The organism is Cellulomonas avistercoris (assembly GCF_014836445.1).
Classification (GTDB): Bacteria; Actinomycetota; Actinomycetes; order Actinomycetales; family Cellulomonadaceae; genus Cellulomonas; species Cellulomonas avistercoris.
Genome location: NZ_JACSQV010000012.1, coordinates 141,973 through 162,950, shown reverse-complemented (window position 1 = coordinate 162,950; position 20,978 = coordinate 141,973). Strand labels below are relative to the sequence as shown.

The 20,978-nt window shown below is 75.9% G+C and carries 15 protein-coding genes; 4 read left to right on the top strand and 11 right to left on the bottom strand.

Features of this window, described 5'->3' with window-relative positions; genetic code table 11:
- Positions 1-26: 26 nt before the first annotated feature.
- From ftsY to dhaK, 8 genes are all read right to left on the bottom strand, one after another.
- A complete protein-coding gene (gene ftsY, locus H9657_RS14310) occupies positions 27-1,265 on the bottom strand; it encodes a signal recognition particle-docking protein FtsY (RefSeq protein ID WP_191784089.1) in 1,239 nt (412 codons plus the stop codon).
- Between the two features lie 56 nt (positions 1,266-1,321).
- Entirely contained in the window at positions 1,322-1,723 is a 402-nt protein-coding gene (locus tag H9657_RS14305) for a hypothetical protein (protein WP_191784088.1), read from the bottom strand.
- A 127-nt stretch (positions 1,724-1,850) separates the two neighbouring features.
- Positions 1,851-5,408 carry a chromosome segregation protein SMC gene (smc, locus tag H9657_RS14300; RefSeq protein WP_191784087.1) on the bottom strand — a complete coding sequence of 1,186 codons (3,558 nt, stop codon included), beginning with the start codon at positions 5,406-5,408 and terminating at the stop codon, positions 1,851-1,853.
- 116 nt (positions 5,409-5,524) lie between these two features.
- Positions 5,525-5,959, bottom strand: coding sequence for a nucleoside-diphosphate kinase (gene ndk, locus H9657_RS14295; protein ID WP_191784086.1), 435 nt, complete (start codon positions 5,957-5,959; stop codon positions 5,525-5,527).
- 47 nt (positions 5,960-6,006) lie between these two features.
- Positions 6,007-6,405 carry a DUF4233 domain-containing protein gene (locus H9657_RS14290; protein WP_191784085.1) on the bottom strand — a complete coding sequence of 133 codons (399 nt, stop codon included), beginning with the start codon at positions 6,403-6,405 and terminating at the stop codon, positions 6,007-6,009.
- Positions 6,406-6,466: 61 nt separating this feature from the next.
- A complete protein-coding gene (gene dhaM / locus H9657_RS14285; RefSeq protein WP_318241513.1) occupies positions 6,467-7,237 on the bottom strand; it encodes a dihydroxyacetone kinase phosphoryl donor subunit DhaM in 771 nt (256 codons plus the stop codon).
- A 103-nt stretch (positions 7,238-7,340) separates the two neighbouring features.
- Entirely contained in the window at positions 7,341-7,982 is a 642-nt protein-coding gene (gene dhaL, locus H9657_RS14280) for a dihydroxyacetone kinase subunit DhaL (protein WP_191784083.1), read from the bottom strand.
- Positions 7,983-8,016: 34 nt separating this feature from the next.
- Positions 8,017-9,012, bottom strand: coding sequence for a dihydroxyacetone kinase subunit DhaK (dhaK, locus tag H9657_RS14275; protein ID WP_191784082.1), 996 nt, complete (start codon positions 9,010-9,012; stop codon positions 8,017-8,019).
- Positions 9,013-9,295: 283 nt separating this feature from the next.
- Here dhaK and H9657_RS14270 point away from each other — a divergent pair, with 283 nt between their 5' ends.
- From H9657_RS14270 to H9657_RS14255, 4 genes are read left to right on the top strand one after another with little or no spacing between them, the layout of a single operon-like run.
- On the top strand, positions 9,296-10,660 hold the full coding sequence (locus H9657_RS14270; RefSeq protein ID WP_191784081.1) for a beta-ketoacyl [acyl carrier protein] synthase domain-containing protein: 1,365 nt from the start codon (positions 9,296-9,298) through the stop codon (positions 10,658-10,660).
- On the top strand, positions 10,653-13,898 hold the full coding sequence (locus H9657_RS14265; protein WP_191784080.1) for an aminotransferase class I/II-fold pyridoxal phosphate-dependent enzyme: 3,246 nt from the start codon (positions 10,653-10,655) through the stop codon (positions 13,896-13,898). Before H9657_RS14270 ends, H9657_RS14265 begins: the two co-directional genes overlap by 8 nt.
- Positions 13,895-14,614: a hypothetical protein gene (locus H9657_RS14260; protein WP_191784079.1), complete on the top strand. Its 720-nt coding sequence runs from the start codon at positions 13,895-13,897 to the stop codon at positions 14,612-14,614. The genes H9657_RS14265 and H9657_RS14260 overlap by 4 nt, the downstream gene beginning before the upstream one ends.
- Positions 14,611-15,579, top strand: coding sequence for an NAD-dependent epimerase/dehydratase family protein (locus H9657_RS14255; protein WP_191784078.1), 969 nt, complete (start codon positions 14,611-14,613; stop codon positions 15,577-15,579). Before H9657_RS14260 ends, H9657_RS14255 begins: the two co-directional genes overlap by 4 nt.
- Here H9657_RS14255 and H9657_RS14250 read toward each other — a convergent pair.
- The 3 genes from H9657_RS14250 to ileS are packed head-to-tail and all read right to left on the bottom strand — an operon-like array spanning position 15,566 to position 20,821.
- The gene (locus tag H9657_RS14250) at positions 15,566-16,231 is read right to left on the bottom strand and encodes a TetR/AcrR family transcriptional regulator (RefSeq protein ID WP_191784077.1); all 666 of its coding nucleotides are present in this window, start codon (positions 16,229-16,231) and stop codon (positions 15,566-15,568) included. The genes H9657_RS14255 and H9657_RS14250 overlap by 14 nt on opposite strands.
- Positions 16,224-17,609: a bifunctional folylpolyglutamate synthase/dihydrofolate synthase gene (locus H9657_RS14245; protein ID WP_191784076.1), complete on the bottom strand. Its 1,386-nt coding sequence runs from the start codon at positions 17,607-17,609 to the stop codon at positions 16,224-16,226. The genes H9657_RS14250 and H9657_RS14245 overlap by 8 nt, the downstream gene beginning before the upstream one ends.
- Positions 17,606-20,821 (bottom strand): isoleucine--tRNA ligase, encoded by a 3,216-nt coding sequence (ileS, locus tag H9657_RS14240; protein ID WP_191784075.1) that lies wholly within the window; start codon positions 20,819-20,821, stop codon positions 17,606-17,608. Before ileS ends, H9657_RS14245 begins: the two co-directional genes overlap by 4 nt.
- Positions 20,822-20,978 lie beyond the last annotated feature (157 nt).

Genomic DNA, 20,978 nt, shown 5'->3' with positions numbered 1-20,978 from the left:
GGGGGGCCCCCGCCCCCGCGGCGGCGTCAGGACTGCAGGAGCCCGTCGACGAACGCCTCGGGGTCGAAGGGCGCGAGGTCGTCCGGCCCCTCCCCCAGGCCGACGAGCTTGACCGGCACGCCCAGCTCGCGCTGCACCGCCACGACGATGCCGCCCTTGGCGGTGCCGTCGAGCTTGGTGAGCACGATGCCGGTCACACCGGCGACCTCGCCGAAGACGCGCGCCTGGTTGAGGCCGTTCTGGCCCGTCGTCGCGTCGAGCACCAGCAGGACCTCGGTGAGCGGAGCCGTCCGGGTGATGACGCGCGTGATCTTGCCGAGCTCGTCCATGAGGCCGGCCTTGTTCTGCAGCCGGCCGGCCGTGTCGACGAGGACCACGTCGGCGCCGTCGCTCACGCCCGTGCGCACCGCGTCGAACGCGACGGCCGCGGGGTCGGCCCCGTCGCGGTCGGACCGCACGGTCGGCACGCCGACGCGCGAGCCCCACGTCTGCAGCTGGTCGGCCGCCGCCGCGCGGAACGTGTCCGCGGCCCCCAGGACGACGCTGCGGCCGTCGGCCACGAGCACGCGCGCGAGCTTGCCCACCGTGGTCGTCTTGCCGGTCCCGTTGACGCCCACGACGAGGACGACGGCCGGGACACGCTGCCCGTCCGCGCCGGTGGTGGGCGTGGTGCCCAGCGACCGGTCGAGGCTCGGGTCGACGAGGGCGAGGAGCTGCTCGCGCAGGACCGCGCGCGCCTGCTCGCCGTCGCGCAGTCCGTCGACCCGCACACGCGTGCGCAGCGCGTCGATCAGCTCGTCGGTGGGACCCGCGCCGACGTCCGCGAGCAGGAGCGTCTCCTCGAGCTCGTCCCAGTCGTCCTCGGTGAGGTGGTCGCGGGAGAGCACGCCGAGCAGCCGGGTCCCGAGCGGCGAGCCGGACCGCGCGAGCCGCTCACGCAGCCGCCGCAGGCGGCCGGTCGACGGCTCGGGGGTCTCCAGGGGCGGTGCCGCGAGCTCGTCGGGCACCACGAGGTCGTCGGAGGCGACGGGCGGCCCGGTGGCGGGCTCCACGGCGACGTCCGGTGCAGCCGCGGGTCCGGCTGCCGGTGCGGCGGCGGGCGGCTCGTCGACGGCGGTGCCGGTGCCCGTCGTGGTCCCGGTCGGCTCGTCACCGTCCCGGGGTGCCGGCACGTCCGTGCGACGACGGCGCCCCAGGACGACGGCGGCGGCCACCACCAGCACGGGGGCGCCGATGAGGTAGGGCAGGAGATCGTTGAGGTCCACGCGGACAGTCTGTCGGGCCGCGGGACCTCGCGGCGACCCGGGAGGTCAGCCGGACGTCACCGGGTGGTGCGCTGCGCCTCCGCGCGGTCGCGGGCGCCCGCGTGGTCGCGGGTCCCCGCGTGGTCGCGGCGCGGGCGCACCACGTGCGCGGCACGCTCACGTGCGGTCCGGGCGCGCTCGCGCGCGGTCCGCAGGTCCTCGACGAGCTCCTCGGGCTGCAGGTAGCCGTCGCCCTCGGAGGCGGTCGCGCGCAGGAAGTCCGCGAGCGAGAGGTCCACGGGGTCGGCGGACGCGGCGCGCGCGGCCTCGTCCTGCTGCGCGTCGGGGTGCCGGCGCGCCTGCAGCCCGCGGCGGAACGCACGCCAGGGGTTGTCGTTCTCGCCGGTGCTCGGCGACACGACGACGAGCACCGCCGCAGCAGCGAGCAGAGCGACGAGGATCCAGATCACGACAGCCACGTGACCAAGTGTCCGGCGCTGCCGGACGCGGTGCCGACCGGGGCGCGCCCGCGCGACGGAACTCACCCACAACCTTCACACGGCCTCACCCGCCCGCGCCGTGGTGGCCCGCGCCCGGGCGACGAGATCAGGCGGGGACGTCCTCCACCATGCGCTGGCTGATCACCGTCGTGACGCCGTCGCCGCGCATCGTCACGCCGTACAGCGCGTCGGCGATCTCCATGGTGCGCTTCTGGTGCGTCACGACGATGAGCTGCGAGTCCTCCTGCAGCTCGCGGAAGATCCCGAGCAGGCGCCCGAGGTTGGCGTCGTCGAGCGCGGCCTCGACCTCGTCCATCACGTAGAACGGGCTCGGGCGGGCCTTGAAGATCGCGACGAGCAGCGCGACCGCGGTCAGCGAGCGCTCGCCGCCGGACAGCAGCGAGAGCCGCTTGACCTTCTTGCCCGCCGGGCGCGCCTCGACCTCGATGCCCGTGGTGAGCATGTCGTCGGGGTCCGTGAGCACGAGCCGGCCCTCACCGCCGGGGAACAGCCGCGGGAACACCACGTCGAACGCGGCGGCGGTGTCGCGGTAGGCGTCGGTGAACACCTGCTCGACGCGCTGGTCGATGTCCTTGACGATCTCGAGGAGGTCCGCGCGGGACTTCTTGAGGTCGGCGAGCTGCTCGACGAGGAACTGGTGACGCTCCTCGAGCGCCGCGAACTCCTCGAGGGCCAGCGGGTTCACCCGGCCCAGCAGCGCCAGCGCGCGCTCGGCGGCGCGCAGGCGCTTCTCCTGCTCGGCACGCACGTAGGGGACGGCCGCGGGGCCGTCGTCCGGCTCCGCGCCCGGCGCCGGGACGACGGGCACGTCGCGGTGCGGACCGTACTCCTCGATCAGCACCTGCGGGTCGAGCCCGAGCTCCTCGACGGCGCGCGTCTCGAGCTGCTCGATGCGCAGACGCTGCTCGGCGCGAGCGACCTCGTCCTTGTGCGCGACGTCGGTCAGCTCGGCCAGGTCGCGCGCGAGCACGTCGACGCGCGTGCGCACGCCCGCCAGCGCGGCGTCGCGCTCGGCGCGCGCGGTCTCGGCGGCGTCGCGCTCGTCGGACGCGCGCCGCAGCGCCCGGTCGAGGAGCGTGCCGGTGTGCACGGACGCGGTGTGCACGGCGCGCGCCACGCCGGCCTGCCGCGCGCGCTCCTGCTCGCGACGGACCGCCTTCTCGCGGGCGGCACGCTCCGACGCGGCGGCACGCTCGAGCGACTCGGCGCGGCCGGCGAGCGCGCGCGCACGCTCCTCACCCGTGCGCAGCGTCAGCCGGGACTCGGTCTCGCGGCCGCGGGCGGCGGTCGCCTCCGCAGCCGTCGCGTCACGCCGCGCCGTGGCCTCGGCGATCGCGGCCTCGGCGTCCTCGGGGGCGTCCTCGGCCGCCGCGAGCCGCGCGGTCAGCTCGGCGAGCGTCGCGTGGTCCTCCGCGAGCGTCGTGCCGGCCGCGTCCAGCGAGCGCTGCACGCGCTCCGCCTCGGCGCGCGCGGCACGCGCCGCCGACCCGAGGTGCCCGAGCTGCTCGGCGACGGCCGCCAGGGCCGCGTCGGACTCGTTGAGGCGCTCGAGGGTCGCGTCCACGTCGGCCTGCGCGGCGGCACGCGCCTCGCGCGCCGTCGCCAGCTCGAAGCGCAGCCGCTCGGCCGCGGCGGTCGCGGTCTGCGCGGCGGCGCGCGCGGTGTCCAGGGCCCCCTGCAGGTGCAGCGCGCTGGGCGCGGAGGCCGACCCGCCCGACGCGCGGAACCGCGACAGCACGTCACCCGTGCGCGTCGCGACGACGAGGTCGGGGTGCGCCGCCACGAGCGGGCGCGCCGCCGCCAGGTCGTCCACGACCACGACGTCGGCCAGCAGCGCGCGCACGGCGTCGAGGACGGCCGGCGGCGCCTGCACCAGGTCGACCGCGCGCTCGGCACCGGACGGCAGGTCGGCACCGGGCACGGCACCGGACCCGGCGACCATGAGCGTCGCGCGTCCCGCGTCCTCGGTGCGCAGGTGACGGATGGCGTCGACCGCGGCGTCGACCGACTCGACCGCCACCGCGTCGGCGACGGCACCCAGGGCGGCGACGATCGCCTCCTCGTCGCGCGCGTCCACGCTGAGCAGGGCTGCGACCGAGCCGAGCACGCCGGGCAGACCGTCCGCCGCGAGGAGGGCGCCCGCACCGTCCTTGCGGCTCAGGGACATCTCGAGCGTCTCGGCGCGCGAGGACTGCTGGTCCCGCTCGCGCTCCGCCGTGCGCAGCTCGTCCTCGAGCGCGGCGACCCGGTCGACGGCCGCGTCGAGCGCCTCGGCGGCGGCCTCGTGCTCGGCGTCGAGACCCTCCTCACCCTGCTCGACGCCCGCCACCTGGGACTCGAGCGCCGCGAACTGGGTCGTCGCGTCGCGCGCACGCTCCTCGGCGGCGGCGAGGGTCGCCCGCAGCCGCCCGATCTCCGCCTCCGTGGCCTCGACGCGGCTGCGCCGGGCCGCGACCTGACCTGCGAGCCGTGCGACGCCCTCGCGCCGGTCGGCCGCCCCCCGCTGCAGGTCGGCCAGCGCGCGCTCGGCCGCCGTCGCGGCGGCCTCCGCCTCCTGCCGCGCGGCGCCGGCGGCGGTGACCGCGGCACGCGCGAGCTCGACCTCGGCGGCCAGCTCGGCCTCCGCGTGCCGCACGCGTCCCGCCTGCGCCTCCAGGTCGGCCGGGTCCTGGCCGCCGGTGCGCTCGCTCGACGCCGTCCCGAGCAGCCGCGCGCGGTCGGCGGCCAGGGACGCGGTGCCCCGGACCCGCTCACGCAGCGACGACAGCCGGTACCAGACCTCACCCGCCTCGCTCACGGCGGGTGCCGCCTCGGCCGCCTCACGCTCCAGGGCGCCCAGGCGGGACCGGGCCTCCGCGAGCTGCGCCTCGACCTGCGCGCGCCGCTCGAGCACCGCGGACTCGTCGGCGATCTCCTGCTCGAGGCGCGCGCGCAGCTGCGCGAGGTCGTCGGCGAGGAGCCGGGCGCGGGAGTCGCGCAGGTCGCTCTGGACGACGGCCGCCTTGCGGGCGACCTCCGCCTGACGGCCGAGCGGCCCCAGCTGGCGGCGGATCTCGGCCGTCAGGTCGCCCAGCCGCGTGAGGTTGCCCTGCATCGCGTCGAGCTTGCGCAGCGCCTTCTCCTTGCGCTTGCGGTGCTTGAGGACGCCCGCGGCCTCCTCGATGAAGCCGCGGCGCTCCTCGGGCGTCGCCCGCAGCACCGCGTCGAGCTGGCCCTGCCCGACGATGACGTGCATCTCGCGGCCGAGGCCCGAGTCCGAGAGCAGGTCCTGGATGTCCAGCAGCCGGCAGCCGCGCCCGTTGATCGCGTACTCCGACCCGCCGTTGCGGAAGAGCGTCCGCGAGATCGTCACCTCGGAGTACTCGATCGGCAGCGCGCCGTCCGCGTTGTCGATCGTCAGCGACACCTCGGCGCGCCCGAGCGGCGGGCGCCCCGACGTGCCGGCGAAGATGACGTCCTCCATCTTGCCGCCGCGCAGCGACTTGGCGCCCTGCTCCCCCATGACCCACGCGAGCGCGTCCACCACGTTGGACTTGCCGGAGCCGTTGGGCCCGACGACGCACGTGATCCCGGGCTCGAAGTTCAGGGTCGTCGCCGAGGCGAACGACTTGAACCCGCGCAGGGTCAGGGTCTTGAGGTGCACGTAGGGCAGCCTAGGCAACGCAGGCCGTCCGGCCGCGCACGCTCCTGCGCCCGGGCGTGTGCGCGGGTGCGGGGCGGGCGCGCCGGACGGCGCGTGCGGTCAGCCGGTGACGTGGCTCAGAGGGACGGGAACCACAGCGCGATCTCGCGCGCGGCGGACTCCTCGCCGTCCGACCCGTGCACGATGTTCTCGATCAGCTTGCTGCCCCAGTCGCGTGCCAGGTCGCCGCGGATCGTGCCGGGTGCGGCGACCGTCGGGTCGGTGGCACCGGCGAGCGAGCGGAAGCCCTCGATGACGCGGTGGCCCTCGACGACGGCCGCGAGCACGGGGCCCGAGCGCATGAAGGACACGAGGGCGTCGACGAACGGCTTGCCGGCGTGCTCGGCGTAGTGCTCGACGAGCAGGGCCTCGTCGGCGTGGCGCAGCTCGACGGCCACGAGCGTGTAGCCCTTGGCCTCGATGCGCCGCAGCACCTCGCCGACGTGGCCGCGGCGCACGCCGTCGGGCTTGACGAGGACGAGGGTGCGCTGCGGGGAGGGTGCGTCAGTCATGGCGGTCACCCTATCGGCGCACCGTGGCCCGACGCCGACGACGTCCGTCACACCGGCGGCGGGCCCTCCGGGTGCGCCGCGTCCCACTCGGCGCGCTCGCGGTCGATGCGTGCGCCCAGGCGCAGGGACACGACCCACAGCACGACGAACACGGCACCGACGCCGTACATCATCGGCACCAGCACGCCGAACCCGAGCACGGCGAGCTGCGCCAGGGAGCCGGCGACGTAGCCGCCCGGGCGCCCCACGTAGCCGGACAGCAGCAGCAGGATCGCGAACGTCACACCGCCGAGCGTCCACACGGTCGCGGGCGGCGCGACGCGCAGGCCGTACGCGACGAGGGTCGCGAAGCCCACCAGGAAGGCCTCCAGCAACAGCGTCATCTGCGTGAACTGCGGCTTCGCCGGACGCTTGCGCCGCGTCGGGGCGGGCTGCTGCGTGCTCATCGGACCAGGCTAGCCGCGCGGCAGGGTCGCGCCGTGCCGCGCGGACCTGACGTGGCTCGCGTCAGACCTCGCCGAAGCCGGCCGCGACGTCGACCAGGAGGCGTTCGACCGCCTCGCCCGCCTGCGGTCCCTGCGCCGTGATCGTGAGCACGTCGCCCCGGACCGCCCCGAGCTTCATCAGGTCCAGGACGCTGGCGGCGTTGACGCCGTCCACCTGCACCTTGGCGTCGAAGGGCGCGAGCATCCGGACGATGAGCGCGGCCGGGCGCGCGTGGAGCCCGAGCGGGTTGCGCAGCACCGCGGTGGCCCGCACGGAACCGTCGTCCTGCGTCACGACGCCCGTGTCGACCGGGCGCGGCTCGGCGGCCGCCGGGACGACCGGCGCGGGGCCGGCGGGCGCCGGACCACCCACCGCCGCACCGGCCGCGACCGAGGTGCCGGACACCGGCCGCGCGGGCCCGAACGTGTCGGCGGCCGCCTGCGCGGAGTCCAGCACGGTCGCCAGGTCCGCCTTGCCGTGCGCGGTCACCGCGGCCGCGACGGCACCCTCGACGAAGGGTGCGTCCGCGAGCCGCACGCGTGCGACGACGCGCTCGTCCATGAGGTCGAGCACGGCCTCGGCCGTCAGCACGGCCGAGCCCAGGTCCGTGACGACCACGGCCGAGCGGCCGTCGTCGGTCGCGTCGCGCAGCGCTGCGCCCACGCGGTCGAAGCTGGCGCCCAGCCCACCGTCGTCGGTGCCGCCCGCCGGCACGATGCGCACGCCCGGTGCCATCTGCGCCGCCACCTCCGCGGTCCCCTCGGCGAGCGCACGCGAGTGCGAAACGAGCACGAGCGCCACAGGCGCCCACCGATCCGTCACCGGATCCTGCCTCCCCCGCGGCGTCGGCGCCGCGCGTCATCCGCCGCGCCGTGGTCGGCGCGGTCGTCGTCGATCAGTCCGCGGCCGCGGCCGCCTCGGCCGCTGCCACCAGGATGAGCTCGCTCGAGCGCGCCCCCGGGTCGAGGTGCCCGGCCGACCGCTCGCCGAGGTAGCTGGCGCGCCCCTTGCTCGCGACGAGCGGCACGGTCGCGGCAGCGCCCTCACGCGCACCGCGGGCCGCTGCGGCGAGGACCGCCGAGGGCGGGGCGCCGTGGTCGGCCGCGTCCACCGCGGCCGCGACGGCCGGGGTCCAGGCGTCGACCATCGTCTTGTCCCCCGCGTTCGCGCGGCCGCGCGTCACGATCCCGTCCAGCGCCGCCTCGAGCATCGCCACGACGCCGTCGGCACCGAGCTCGGTCGCCGCGCCCGACTTCGACGCGCGCAGGTAGGCGGTCCCGTAGAGCGGGCCGGCCGCACCCCCGACGGTCGACATCAGGGTCGTGGCGACGAGACGCAGGACGTCACCGACGCTCGCGGGCGGGGCGTCGAGACCGTCGAGCTTGGCGACGACCGCGCGGAAGCCCCGGTCGAGGTTCTCGCCGTGGTCGCCGTCGCCGATCTGCCGGTCGAGCTCGACCAGCTCGTCACGGTGCTCCGCGACCGTCGCCGCGCTGCGGCGCACCCAGTCGACGGCCCATGCCGCGTCCAACGTCATCCGCCCAGCCTCTCCGAGTCCCCGCCCACGTCGATCACCAGCGCAGCGCGGCCGTGTGCACAGGCGCGTCCCACAGGGTGGTCAGCTCGTCGTCCAGACGCAGGACGGTGACCGACGCCCCCTGCATCTCCAGCGATGTCACGTAGTTGCCCACGAGCGAGCGGGTCACCTCGACCCCACGCTCCTCGAGCAACGCGCGTGCCCGACGATAGACGACGTACAGCTCGGAGGCGGGCGTGCCACCCATGCCGTTGACGAGCAGCAGCACCCGCTCGCCCCCCGTGAGGCCCAGGTCGTCGGCGACCGGCGTCAGCAGCTTCTCCGTCAGCGCGTCGGCGCTCTCCAGCCCCACGCGGTGCCGCCCTGGCTCGCCGTGGATGCCGATGCCGATCTCGATCTCGTCGTCGCCCAGGTCGAAGCTCGGGCGGCCGACGTGCGGCACGGTGCACGCCGTGAGCGCCAGGCCCATGGTGCGGACGTTGTCGACCACGCGCTGGGCGACGGCGGCGACCGCGTCGAGGCCGTCGCCGCGCTCGGCGGCCGCCCCGGCGATCTTCTCGACCGCGACCGTGCCCGCGACGCCGCGCCGGCCGGCCGTGTACAACGAGTCCTCGACGGCCACGTCGTCGTTGACGACGACGTGGCGCACCGTGATGCCGTCCGCGTCGGCGAGCTCGGCGGCGGTCTCGAAGTTCAGGACGTCACCCGTGTAGTTCTTGACGACCATGAGGATACCCGCGCCGGCGTCGGCGGCCGCGAGCGCGGGCAGGATCTGGTCCGGCGTGGGTGACGTGAAGACCTGACCGGGCACCGCCGCGTCGAGCATGCCGACGCCGACGAACCCGGCGTGCAGCGGCTCGTGGCCGCTGCCGCCCCCGGACACGAGACCGACCTTGCCGGCGACCGTGCCGCCGGCACGCGTGACGAGGACGGGGTCCAGCTGCACGCGGACGACGTCGGCGTGGGCGAGGCCGAAGCCCTCCACCGACTCGGCGACCACGTCCTGCGGGTCGTTGATGAGCTTCTTCACGCTCGCGCCTCCCTCGACCGGACGCGCGGCCGACGACGTGGCCGCGACGCGCGCCGACGGCGCACGCGCAGGTCCACCTCACCTCTCCGCCCGGCGTGCGTCAACCGGACGGCACCGCACGGGCGTGCACAGCACCCGTCGACCGCCGAGCGCGGGTTCCTGCGCGAGGGGACGCAGACCGGCGCACCACGTCCGGAGAAAAGCCCCTACGTCCCACGAAGCGGGCGAAACGGGCTGCTAACGTCCGATACGCAGTGTATCGCTGCAGTTCAGGGGGCTTGTGATGTCATACCCATTGATCGCCGTCACGTCCGCCGCCGCCCGCAGCTCGGGCGCCGACGACCTCGACGAGTTCTGGAACCTCGTGCAGTGCGCCGAGCCGCAGTTCCGCGCCGTGCCGGTCGACCGGTGGCCCCGGCCGTCAGGCCCGGCCGCGCGCGACGGCGCGCGCCGCGGCGGCGCCCACGTCATGGCACCCCTGGCCGACCCCTACGCGTTCGACGCCCGCCGGCACGGCGTGCCGGCGGCACGCGCCCGCCGGATGGACCCTCAGCAGCGCATGGCCATCGGCCTGGCCGACGAGCTGTTCGCGCGAGCCCGGCGCGACGTCCGTCGCCCGGGTGCCCGTGTCGCGACCGTCATCGGCGTGAGCTCGACGGACTACCGCGCCCTGAGCACGGCGCACCTGCTCGCCGCGATGACGGTGGACGGTGCGCTCGCCACCGGCACCGCCGACGAGGTCGCGGCCGTGCGGCGGGCCGGTGGCCGCGCCGTGCGCCCCATCACGGGCCACACCATGCCCGGCGTGCTGCCGAACATGGTCCCCGCCTCCGTCCAGCACGTCTTCGACCTGCACGGGCCGGCCTTCGCCGTCGACTCGGCGTGCGCGTCGGCGATGACCGCCCTCGAGGTCGCCTGCGCGCTGCTGGCCGCCGGCACCGTCGACGCGTGCGTCGTCGGTGGCGTGTACACCGCGCTGACGCCCGAGGCGCACGCCGGGTTCTCGGCGATCGGTGCGCTGTCGCCCTCGGGGGCGTGCCGCCCGTACACCCGCGCGGCGGACGGTTTCGTGATCGGGGAGGGCGGCGCGCTGCTGCTGCTGCGGCGACTCGACGACGCCGAGCGCGACGGCGACGACGTGTGGGGCGTCGTCGAGGGCTGCGGCAGCGCCAACGACGGGCGGGCGCCCGGCGTCATGACCCCGACGGTCGACGGCCAGGTCGCGGCGGTCCGTGCGGCGCTGCGCGACCACCCGGCGGCACCCGTCGACGCGGTCGAGGGGCACGGCACCGGCACGGTCGTCGGCGACCTGACGGAGCTCGAGACGCTGCGGCGCGTCCTGCCCGACGCGCCACCGGGCACCGTACGGCTGGGATCCGTCAAGGCCGTCATCGGGCACACCATGGCCGCGTCCGCCGCGCTGGCGCTCGTCAAGGCGCTGCTGACCCTGCGCCACCGGCGCTGGGCACCGCAGCCGGCCGACGACGCCGGCTGGCACGCGCTGCTCGACGGCTCACCGTTCGGGGTGTCGACGCCCGCGGACCTCGCGGTGCCGGTGCGCCGGGTCGCCGTCAACGCCTTCGGCTTCGGCGGCACCAACGGTCACGCCGTCCTCGCGCACCCCGAGGTGGTGGTCCGCCATGGCTGACGCCCGCGTGCCCGTCGTCCTCAGTGCCGCCTCCCCGCAGGAGCTGCGCGCCCGCGCGGCGCGCCTGCTCGCCGCGCTCGAGCCGGTCGGGACCGACCGGCCGGGCACCGCGTGGACCGTCCGCGACGTCGCGGCGCGGTACGCGCTGGTGCCGCTCCTGGCGCACCGCGCCGTCATGCACGCCGCCGACCGGGCCGGGCTCGCCGCGGGCCTGCGCGCCGTCCGGGACGGCACCGTCCCGGACGGCGCCTCGCCCGCCACGCACGCTGCGGCGACCCGGCACGTCGCCGGGCCGGTCCCGGTGCTGCTGCTCTACCCCGGGCAGGGCAGCCAGCGTCCTGGCGAGCACGCCGCCCTGGCGGCGCTCCTGCCCGGCTTCGCGGCCCGCGTGCGACGCCTCGAGGACCGGCTGGCAGAACGCCTCGAGGGCACCGCCGTGCGGCGCCACCTGTCGCAGGTGTGGTCCGGGGGCGCGGCCGACCCGTCGGCGGTCGCCGACACGGCCGTCGCGCAGCCGATGCTGACGGCACTCGCGCTGGCCACGACGGCCGCGCTGCTCGAGCTCGGCCTGCGGCCCGTGGCCACGCTGGGCCACTCGGTCGGCGAGCTCGGCGCCCTGCACGCCGCGGGCGTCCTCGACGAGGACACCGTGCTCGACGTCGTCACCCACCGCGTCGACTGCATGCGCACCGCGGCGCCCGACACGGGCATGCTCGCCGTGCGCGCGGGTGCGGCGGACGTCGCCGGGCTCGTCGGCGCCCACCCCGACGTCCACCTCGCGTGCGACAACGGACCGCGGCAGGTCGTCCTCGGTGGCCCGCTGCGCGCCCTCGTGGCGGTGGCAGCCCGGCTCGAGGACGCGGGGATCGCGGCGACCCTGCTGGCCACCGCCGGCGCGTTCCACACGCCGCACTACGCGCACGCCGACCGGGCGATGCGCGAGCGGCTCGCCCGCATGCCCCGGCCACCCGTCGCGCGCACCCGGGTGACCTGCGTCTCGTCGGTGTCCGGTACGGCGGTCGGCGACGCGGACGAGGCGTTCACGCTCCTCGGCCGGCAGATCGCCGGGCCGGTGCGCTTCCGTGAGGCCGCCCGCGTGGCCGCCGCCACCGCGCCCGGGCTCGTCGTGCAGGTCAGCGGGGGGACGTCCCTCGTCCGCATGTTCCGCGAGGCCGACCCCGCGCACACGGCCGTCGAGATCGGCCTCGGAGGACCGAACGACACCGAGGACGGCGTGCTGACCGCCCTCGCCGAGCTCGTCCTCACCGTCCCGGACGTCCGGGCCCACCTCGTGCTCGGTCACCTGGGAACCGCCAGCAGATGCCCACGCACCCACGAAGAGCAGGAGACCGTCGTGCTGCACGGAGAGCCCACCGGCACCACCGCACCCACACCGGCGGGCCCGACCGCCGGCCCACCCTCCCCCGCACGACCCGGCCCCTCCGGCGCGGCCGACCTCGTCGCGCTCTTCGGCGCCCAGGTCGAGGTGCTGGCGCAGGCGCTCGCCCGGGCGCAGGGGCCCGCCGCCGCCGAGGGCACCCCGCCCGCGGCCGGCACCGCGACCCCACCCGGCATCCCGACCGCACGGCCGACCCCGGAGGGCGTCGGCACCCCACCGACTCCCGGCGCTGCGTCCGCGGCCGCCGCACGGGACGCCGTCCGGGCGGAGGTCCGGGCGTGCGTGGCCCAGGTGGGCGGCTACGCGCTGGACGACGTGCCGGGCGGCGCCCTCCTCGGCACCGACCTCGGCCTCGACTCGCTCATGATGACGAACGTCGCCTCCGTGCTCGGCCGGCACTTCCCGGCCTGGCGCCCCTCGGCGGACGACATGCGGTCGCTGCGCACGGTCGACGACGTGATCACGAGCGTGGCCGCGGCGGCGGTCACGGACCCGACGGCGCCCGTCGAGGCACGCCCGCCGGCCGCCGTCCCGCCGGCCGACAGCCACCACGCCCGACCCGCCCCCGACCTCGCTCGTCCCGCCGAGCTCGACGAGGTCCGGGCGACCGTCGCCCGGCTCGAGGACGCGGCGCGCGGCGCGGGCGTCCCGTACTACCTGCCGCACGACGGCCGCGTCGCCGCGACCACGTCCGTCGCCGGGCGTGAGCTGGTGTCGTTCAGCTCGTACAACTACCTCGGCCTGGCGGGCCACCCGCGGGTGGTGCGCGCCGCGCAGGACGCGGTGGAGCGCTACGGGACGTCGGTCTCCGCGGCCCGGATCCTGTCGGGCCACCGGCCGCTGCACACCGAGCTCGAGCAGGCGATCGCCGGGCTCCTCGGCACCCAGGACGCCGTCGTGCTCGTCGGCGGCCACGCCACCAACGTGGGGATCGTGCCGCACCTGTACGGACCCGACGACCTCGTCGTGCACGACGCCCTGGTGCACGACTCCCTGCAGCAGGGGATCACCGCGTCGCGCGCCACGCGGCACGCGGTGCCGCACGGGCGTGCCGACCTCGTCGAGGAGGCCCTGCGGGCACGTCGGCACCGGTTCCGCCGCGTCCTGGTCGTCACCGAGGGCGTGTTCAGCATGGACGGGGACCTGCCGGACCTCCCCGCGCTCGTCGCGTCGGCCCGGCGGCACGGCGCCCACCTCATGGTCGACGAGGCGCACAGCGTCGGCGTGCTCGGCGCGCACGGCGGCGGCGTCTGCGAGGAGCTCGGCGTCGACCCGGCCGACGTGGACATCCTCATGGGCACGCTCTCGAAGAGCCTCGCGTCGTGCGGTGGCTACCTCGCAGGGCACCGCGCGCTCGTGGAGCACCTGCGCTACACCCTGTCGGCGCTCGTCTTCAGCGCCGGTCTGACACCCGCGAACACGGCCGCGTCGGTCGCCGCGATCCAGGTGATGCGCGAGGAGCCGGAGCGGCTGGTGCGGCTGCGCAGCAACGCGACGCACTTCCTCGCCGGGGCACGGGCCCGCGGCATGGACGTCGGACCCGCCGTCGGCGTCCCGGTGGTCCCGGTGATCGTGGGTGACTCGCGCGCGGCCGTGGCGGTCGCCCGAGGGCTCTCCGACGCGGGCGTCAGCGCGAACCCGATCATCCACCCCGCCGTCCCCGACGACCAGGCGCGGCTGCGCTTCTTCCTCACCAGCGAGCACACGACGGACCAGCTCGACCGGGCGCTGGACGCCACGGCGCGGTGCCTGCGGGCCGCCGGGGTGCCGCTGCACGAGGACGCCGGTGCCGCGGGCGCCGGGACGACGCCCGTGCTCCGGGACGGGGTGCCGGCATGAGCGCCGCCGTGGTGCCGACGCCCGACCTCGGCGAGGACCGACGGGCGGCGGCGGCCGACGCACCGGTTGCCGTCCCCGACACGGGCGCCACCCTCCTGGCGCTGCCGGGCGACGTCCGGTGGCGCGACGACGCCCGCGTGCGGGCCGCCGTGACCGCCGTGGCCCGTCGGCTGCTCGCCCCGGGCTCCCTGGACGCCCGCCGCGGGACCGACGCGGTCCTGCGTGCCCTCCTGGCGCCCGGCCGGTACGTCGTCCCGGTCGGGACCGGGTGCGTCGGGGTGTCGGCGTCGCACGAGGCGGGTCGCACGTACGTTGCGGTCGCACCCGGCGCCGTCGTCGTCGACGCGTGCGTGCTCGACCGGTGGCGGGAGGTGGAGGCGGTCGGCGTCGACGCGTTCACCGCGCCCGAGCGGGCCGCCCAGCGCACGCCCTGGGACCGTGTGCGTGCCTGGACCGCGCTCGAGTGCGCGGTGAAGGCCGGCCGGGCCGACCTGCTGCGCCCGCACGACCGCGCGTCGATCCTCGTGGCGGGCACCGGCGGCGCCGCGGTCGTCGACGGGGACGGTGTCGGTCTGCACCTCGTGCACCACGGGGGACGGCTCCGGGCGGTCTGCGTGCGCGTCGCGGTGACCCCGCCCCACGCCGCGCCGTCCACGACCGTCCCGCGGTCCGCCGCGGTCGCGGCCGGGCGCGTCCCCGTCGGGGCGCACCCGTGAACGTCGCGCCGGTCGCCGTCGTCGGCGCGTCCGGGCAGATCGGTGCCCTCGTCCTGGAGCGGCTCGCCGCGGCAGGACGCACGGCGGCGGCGGTCGGACGCACGGCGCCGACCGTGCTGCCGGCGGGCGCGGCGGCCCGCACGATCGCGCGCTACGGACGCGACGAGCTGCGTGCCGCGCTCGACGGCTGCGGGGCGGTGATCGCCACCCTCGGGCTGCCGTACGTCGCGCGGACGTGGGAGCAGGAGTGGCCGCCCCTCGTCGCGGCGGTGGCCGCGGCGTGCGACGACCTCGGGCTGCCGTTGACGTTCCTCGACAACGTCTACGTCTACGGCGCCGCCACGGGCGTGCTCACCGAGTCGACGGCCCTGGCTCCGTGCAGCCGCAAGGGCGCCGCGCGGCTCGCAGGGTGGCGGGTCCTCGAGGAGCGTGCGGCTGCCGGTCTCGACGTCGTCGTGTGCCGTGCGGCGGACTTCGTCGGACCGGGCGCCACCACGAGCGTGCTCCCCTGGGAGGCCGTCACCACCGCGGCGCGCACCGGCGGCCGCCGCTCGCTGCGCTGGCTCGGCTCGCCCGACGCCCGCCACACGTTCGCCCTCACGACCGAGGTCGCCGCAGCCCTGGTCCGCGTCGCCGACGACCCGGCGCTGCGCGGCGGACCGGTCCTGCACCTTCCCGTGACCGAGCCGGTCACGGGCCGGACCGTCGCGGCCGCACTGGGCCGGGTGCGCGACGACGGACGGCGCGTGCGCCTGCGGGCGCTGCGCGCGCCGGTCGTCCGCGTCGCCGCCCTCGTCGACCCGAGCGCCCGCGAGCAGGTGGAGATGATGTACCAGGTCGAGCACGACCAGGTCGTCGACGACGGACGGATCCGCACGCTGGGCTGGTCCGGACCGCGGGTCACGGTGGACGACGTGGCCGCCCTGGCGGCCGGCCGGTCCTCCGCGGGGCTCAGTCCCGGGTGACGGCCCGCAGGAACGCCTCGAGCTGGTCCGTCGCCACGGCCACGGCCGTGGCGGTGGCCGGCGCGTCCGGCGCTCCCGACGCGAACGCGCGCTCGTAGAGCCCGACGGCGACGACCACGACGTCACGCACGGCCAGCGCGGTCGTCGTGCCCGTCCGTCGCAGCACCTCCTCGACGATCCCCTGCAGCCCGGCGTACAGGTCGTCCTGGGCGTCGAGCAGCACGGCCCGCGCGCGCTCGTCCCGCACGGCGACGCCACGCAGCTCGGTGACGACCCCGAACCAGCGCGCCTCGTCACCGATCTGTCCGGACAGGTCGCGCAGCGCCGCCGACACCGCGGCACCGGGGTGCGTGCCCGGTGCCGCGCGGCCGACGGCGCCCAGCACCGCGCGGCGGACCCGCGCGACCTGGAGCGCGTTGGCGCTGCGGTACAGCGCCGCGACGAGGTCCTCCTTGGAGCGGAAGCTCGAGTAGAACGCCCCTCGCGTGTAGCCGGCGCGCGTGCACACCGCGCCGATCGTGGTCCGCAGGTAGCCGACCTCGATGAACTCGACGTAGGCGGCCTCGAGCAGCGCACGACGGGTGGCCGCACGGCCACCCGTCGCGGCACCCGCCGGCGGGGCGCCCGCCTCAGGGGCAGCGGTGTCAGGCACGGCCGAGCAGGACCCGCGCCTCTGCGACGAGCAGGACCGACCCGGTGACGAGCACACCGGCGCCGTGCTCCGCCTCACTCTCGGCGCGCTGCACCGCGAGGTCGATGGCGTCGGGCAGCCGCGCGGCCACGTGCACGCGGTCCTCGCCGAACACGTCGACCGCGATCTCGGCCAGGTCGTCGGCTTCGAGCGCGCGCGACGTCGACGCCTGCGTGACGACGACCTCGGCGAGCAGCGGCTCGAGCGCGGCCAGGATGCCCTCGGGGTCCTTGTCGGCCATGACGCCGACGACGCCCACGAGGCGCGTGAAGTCGAACGCCTCGGCGACCGCGTCGGCCAGCGCCTCCGCGCCCGCCGGGTTGTGCGCGGCGTCGACGAGCACGGTCGGGCTCGAGCGCACGACCTCGAGCCGGCCGGGCGACGTCACGTCGGCGAACGCGGCCTCGACGACGGACCCGTCGAGCGCGGCACCGCCCGTGAGCAGCGCCTCCGTCGCGACGAGCGCGAGCAGCGCGTTGTGCGCCTGGTACTCGCCGTACAGCGGCAGGAACACGTCGGTGTAGACGCCGCCGAGCCCGCGCAGCGCGACGAGCTGACCCCCCACGGCGACCTGGCGGTCGACCACGGAGATGTCGACGTCCTCGCGCACGACGCGCGCACCGCGCTCGGCGGCCGCCGCGAGGACGACCCCCTCGACGTCGTCGGTCTGCTGCGCGAGCACGAGCGTCGCACCGTCCTTGACGATGCCCGCCTTCTCGGACGCGATCTCCACGAGGGTGTCGCCCAGGTAGCGCTCGTGGTCCATCGCGACCGGCGTGATGACCGCGACCTCGGCGTCGACCAGGTTCGTCGCGTCCCAGCGCCCGCCGAGGCCCACCTCGACGACCGCGACCTCGACCGGCGCGTCCGCGAACGCGGCGTACGCCATGACCGTGAAGACCTCGAAGAACGACAGCCGCTCGCCGCCCTGCGCGAGGTGCCGCTCGTCGACCATCCGGACGTACGGCTCGACGTCGTGCCAGACCTCGACGAAGCGCTCGTCGCTGATCGGCTCGCCGTCGATGCTGATGCGCTCGTTGACGCGCGTCAGGTGCGGGCTGGTGAACCGGCCCGTGCGCAGGCCGTGCTCGCGCAGCAGCCGCTCGACCATGCGCGCGGTCGACGTCTTGCCGTTGGTGCCCGTCAGGTGCACCGTGCGGAACGCGCGCTGCGGGTCGCCCAGCAGCTCGAGCACGTCGCGCACGCGGTCGAGCGTCGGGTCGATGTCGTGCTCGGGCGCGCGGTCGAGGATGGTGCGGTAGACCTGGTCGGCCGCCTCGCGTGCCGCGCGCGCGGCCTCGTCCTTCAGGTGGTCGGCGCCACCGTGGTCGCGGCTCATGCGTCGGCCCGCACGACGGTCACGGCGACCTCGGCCGCGTCGGTGGGCTCGATCGTCACGGTCGAGGCCAGCGTCTCCGCCGCGACGAACTCCCGGTGCGCCTCGACGTCGGCGACGTGGGCGCCGGGGACCGCGAGCGTGAGGTCGACGCGGTCGGCGACGTGCAGCCCGGCGGCCTTGCGCGCGTCCTGCACGGCCCGCACGACGTCCCGGGCGTAGCCCTCGGCCCGCAGCGCGTCGTCGAGCGTGAGGTCCAGCACGACGACCACGCCGCCGGCCAGCACGGCGGCGGCCACGTCGGCCCCCGCCCCCTCGCCGACGACCGTGGTCAGGTCGTACTCGGCCGGTTCGAGGGCCACGTCCCCGTCGTCGGTCGTCACGACGACGGTGTCGCCGTCGAGCCGCCACGCGCCGCTGCGCGCGCCCTTGATGACGTGCTGCACGGCACGGCCCAGGCGCGGGCCGGCGGCACGTGCGTTGACCGCGAGGCGCTGCGTGATGCCGAAGCGCTCGGTCGTGGCCGCGTCGGCCTCGACCACGTCGACGTGCTTGACGTTGAGCTCGGCGGCCAGCAGGTCGGTGTACGGCGCGAGCGCCGCGGGGTCCGCGACCGCGACGGTGAGCCGGCGCAGCGGCTGGCGCACGCGCACCTGGTGCGCCTTGCGCAGCCCGAGAGCGGCCGAGACCACGGCGCGCACCTCGTCCATCGCGGCGACCAGGGACTCGTCGCGCACCAGCGGGCCGTCCGGGACCGGCCAGTCGGCCAGGTGGACGCTGCGCCCGCCCGTCAGGCCGCGCCACACCTCCTCGGTGACCAGCGGCGCGAGCGGTGCCATGAGGCGCGTGAGCTCCTCGAGCGCGGTCCACAGCGTGTCGAACGCGTCGTGGTCCTCCGACCAGAACCGGTCGCGCTGCGTGCGCACGTACCAGTTGGTCAGCAGGTCGAGGTGCTCGCGCACCGACTCGCACGCGGCGGGGATGTCGTACGCGTCGAGCTGCGCGGTCATCGTGGCCGTGAGCTCGCCCGTCCGCGCGAGCAGGTACCGGTCCATGGGCGCGAGCCCCGCGGCCCGCTCGGCGGTCACGCGCTGCGCGGTGTACCCGCGTCCCTCGTCCGCCGCGCCCGCGTACAGCGTGAAGAAGTAGTACGTGCTCCACAGCGGCAGCAGGACCTGGCGGACCCCGTCACGGATGCCGTCCTCGGTGACGACCAGGTTGCCGCCGCGCAGGATCGTCGAGGACATGAGCGACCAGCGCACGGCGTCCGAGCCGTACTTGTCCCACATCTCGACGGGGTCCGGGTAGTTGCGCAGCGACTTGCTGGCCTTGCGCCCGTCGTCGCCCAGCACGATGCCGTGGCACATGACGTTGCGGAACGCGGCGCGGTCGAAGATCGCGGTGGCCAGCACGTGCAGCGTGTAGAACCAGCCGCGCGTCTGGCCGATGTACTCGACGATGAAGTCGCCCGGGTAGTGGTGCTCGAACCACTCGCGGTTCTCGAACGGGTAGTGCACCTGGGCGAACGGCATCGACCCCGAGTCGAACCACACGTCGAGGACGTCGGGGATGCGGCGCATCGTCGAGCGGCCCGTGGGGTCGTCCGGGTTGGGGCGCGTGAGGTCGTCGACGTAGGGCCGGTGCAGGTCCGGCTCACCGGCCGCGTTGGTCGGCACGCGGCCGAAGTCGGCCTCGAGCTCGGCGAAGGAGCCGTACACGTCGATGCGCGGGTACGCCGGGTCGTCGCTCACCCACACCGGGATGGGCGTGCCCCAGTACCGGTTGCGGCTGATCGACCAGTCGCGCGCGTTGTCGAGCCACTTGCCGAACTGGCCGTCCTTGATGTGCCCGGGGATCCACTCGATGCCCTGGTTGAGCTCGACCATGCGGTCCTTGAACTCGGTGACCCGCACGAACCACGACGACACGGCCTTGTAGATCAGCGGGTTCCGGCAGCGCCAGCAGTGCGGGTAGGAGTGCTCGTACGTCTCGTGGCGCACGACGACGCCGCGCTCCTTGAGCTCGCGGATCAGCCCGGGGTTCGCGTCGAACACCTGCTGCCCGGCGTACTCGGGCACCTCGGTCGTGAAGCGCCCCTTGGAGTCCACCGGGACGACCGTCTCGATGCCCGCCTCGGCGCACACCGCGGCGTCGTCCTCGCCGAACGCGGGCGCGAGGTGCACCAGGCCGGTGCCGTCCTCGGTCGTGACGAAGTCCGCACCGAGGACCTGATGGGCGTTCTCGCGCCCCGCGAAGTAGTCGAACGGCGGCTGGTAGCGCAGGCCGACGAGGTCGGCGCCCGTCAGCCGCGTCACGACCTCGGGCTCCCCCAGCTCGCGCGCGTACGCCGCCAGGCGGGACTCCGCGAGGACGAGGGTACGTCCGGTGAACGCGCCCTCCGTGGGCCGGACGGCGACGTAGTCGATGTCCGGGCCGACCGCGACCGCGAGGTTGGACGGCAGGGTCCACGGGGTCGTCGTCCAGATGAGCAGCGCCGCGTCCGCGAGCGCCCCGGGTGCGTCGACGAGCGGCAGCACGACGGTGAGCGCCGGGTCCTGGCGCGACGCGTACACGTCGTCGTCCATGCGCAGCTCGTGGTTGCTCAGCGGGGTCTCGTCGCGCCAGCAGTACGGCAGGACGCGGTAGCCCTCGTAGGCCAGCCCCTTGTCGTAGAGCTGCTTGAACGCCCAGATGACCGACTCCATGAACGACGGGTCCAGCGTCTTGTAGTCGTTCTCGAAGTCGACCCAGCGTGCCTGGCGGGTGACGTACTCCTGCCACTCCTTGGTGTACGTCAGCACCGAGGAGCGGCACGCGTCGTTGAACGCCGCGATGCCCATCTCGTCGATCTGCGACTTGTCGGTGATGCCCAGGACGCGCTCGGCCTCGAGCTCGGCGGGCAGCCCGTGGGTGTCCCAGCCGAACCGGCGCTCGACCCGCCGTCCGCGCATCGTCTGGTAGCGCGGGACGACGTCCTTGGCGTAGCCGGTCAGCAGGTGGCCGTAGTGCGGCAGGCCGTTGGCGAACGGCGGGCCGTCGTAGAAGACGTACTCGTTGGCGCCGTCCTCGCCCGCGGGCCGCTGCTCGACCGACGCGCGGAACGTGCCGTCCGCCTCCCAGTGCGCCAGCACGTCGCGCTCGAGCGCGGGCAGGTCGGGGCTGGGCGGGACCGTCGCGGGGGTTGCGTCGGACGTGCGGTGCAGCGGGTACGCCACGGTGGGGCTCCTGGTCTCGCGCACCCGGCGGGGTGCGGCACGGCCACGAGGACGACGACACCCGGACCACCCGGGGACCACCGCGGTACCACCTCGCTTGCCGGGGGCGGGCCCCCGACCTCTCGCCTGCGGCTGTGACGGGCCTGCCCCGTCCGGT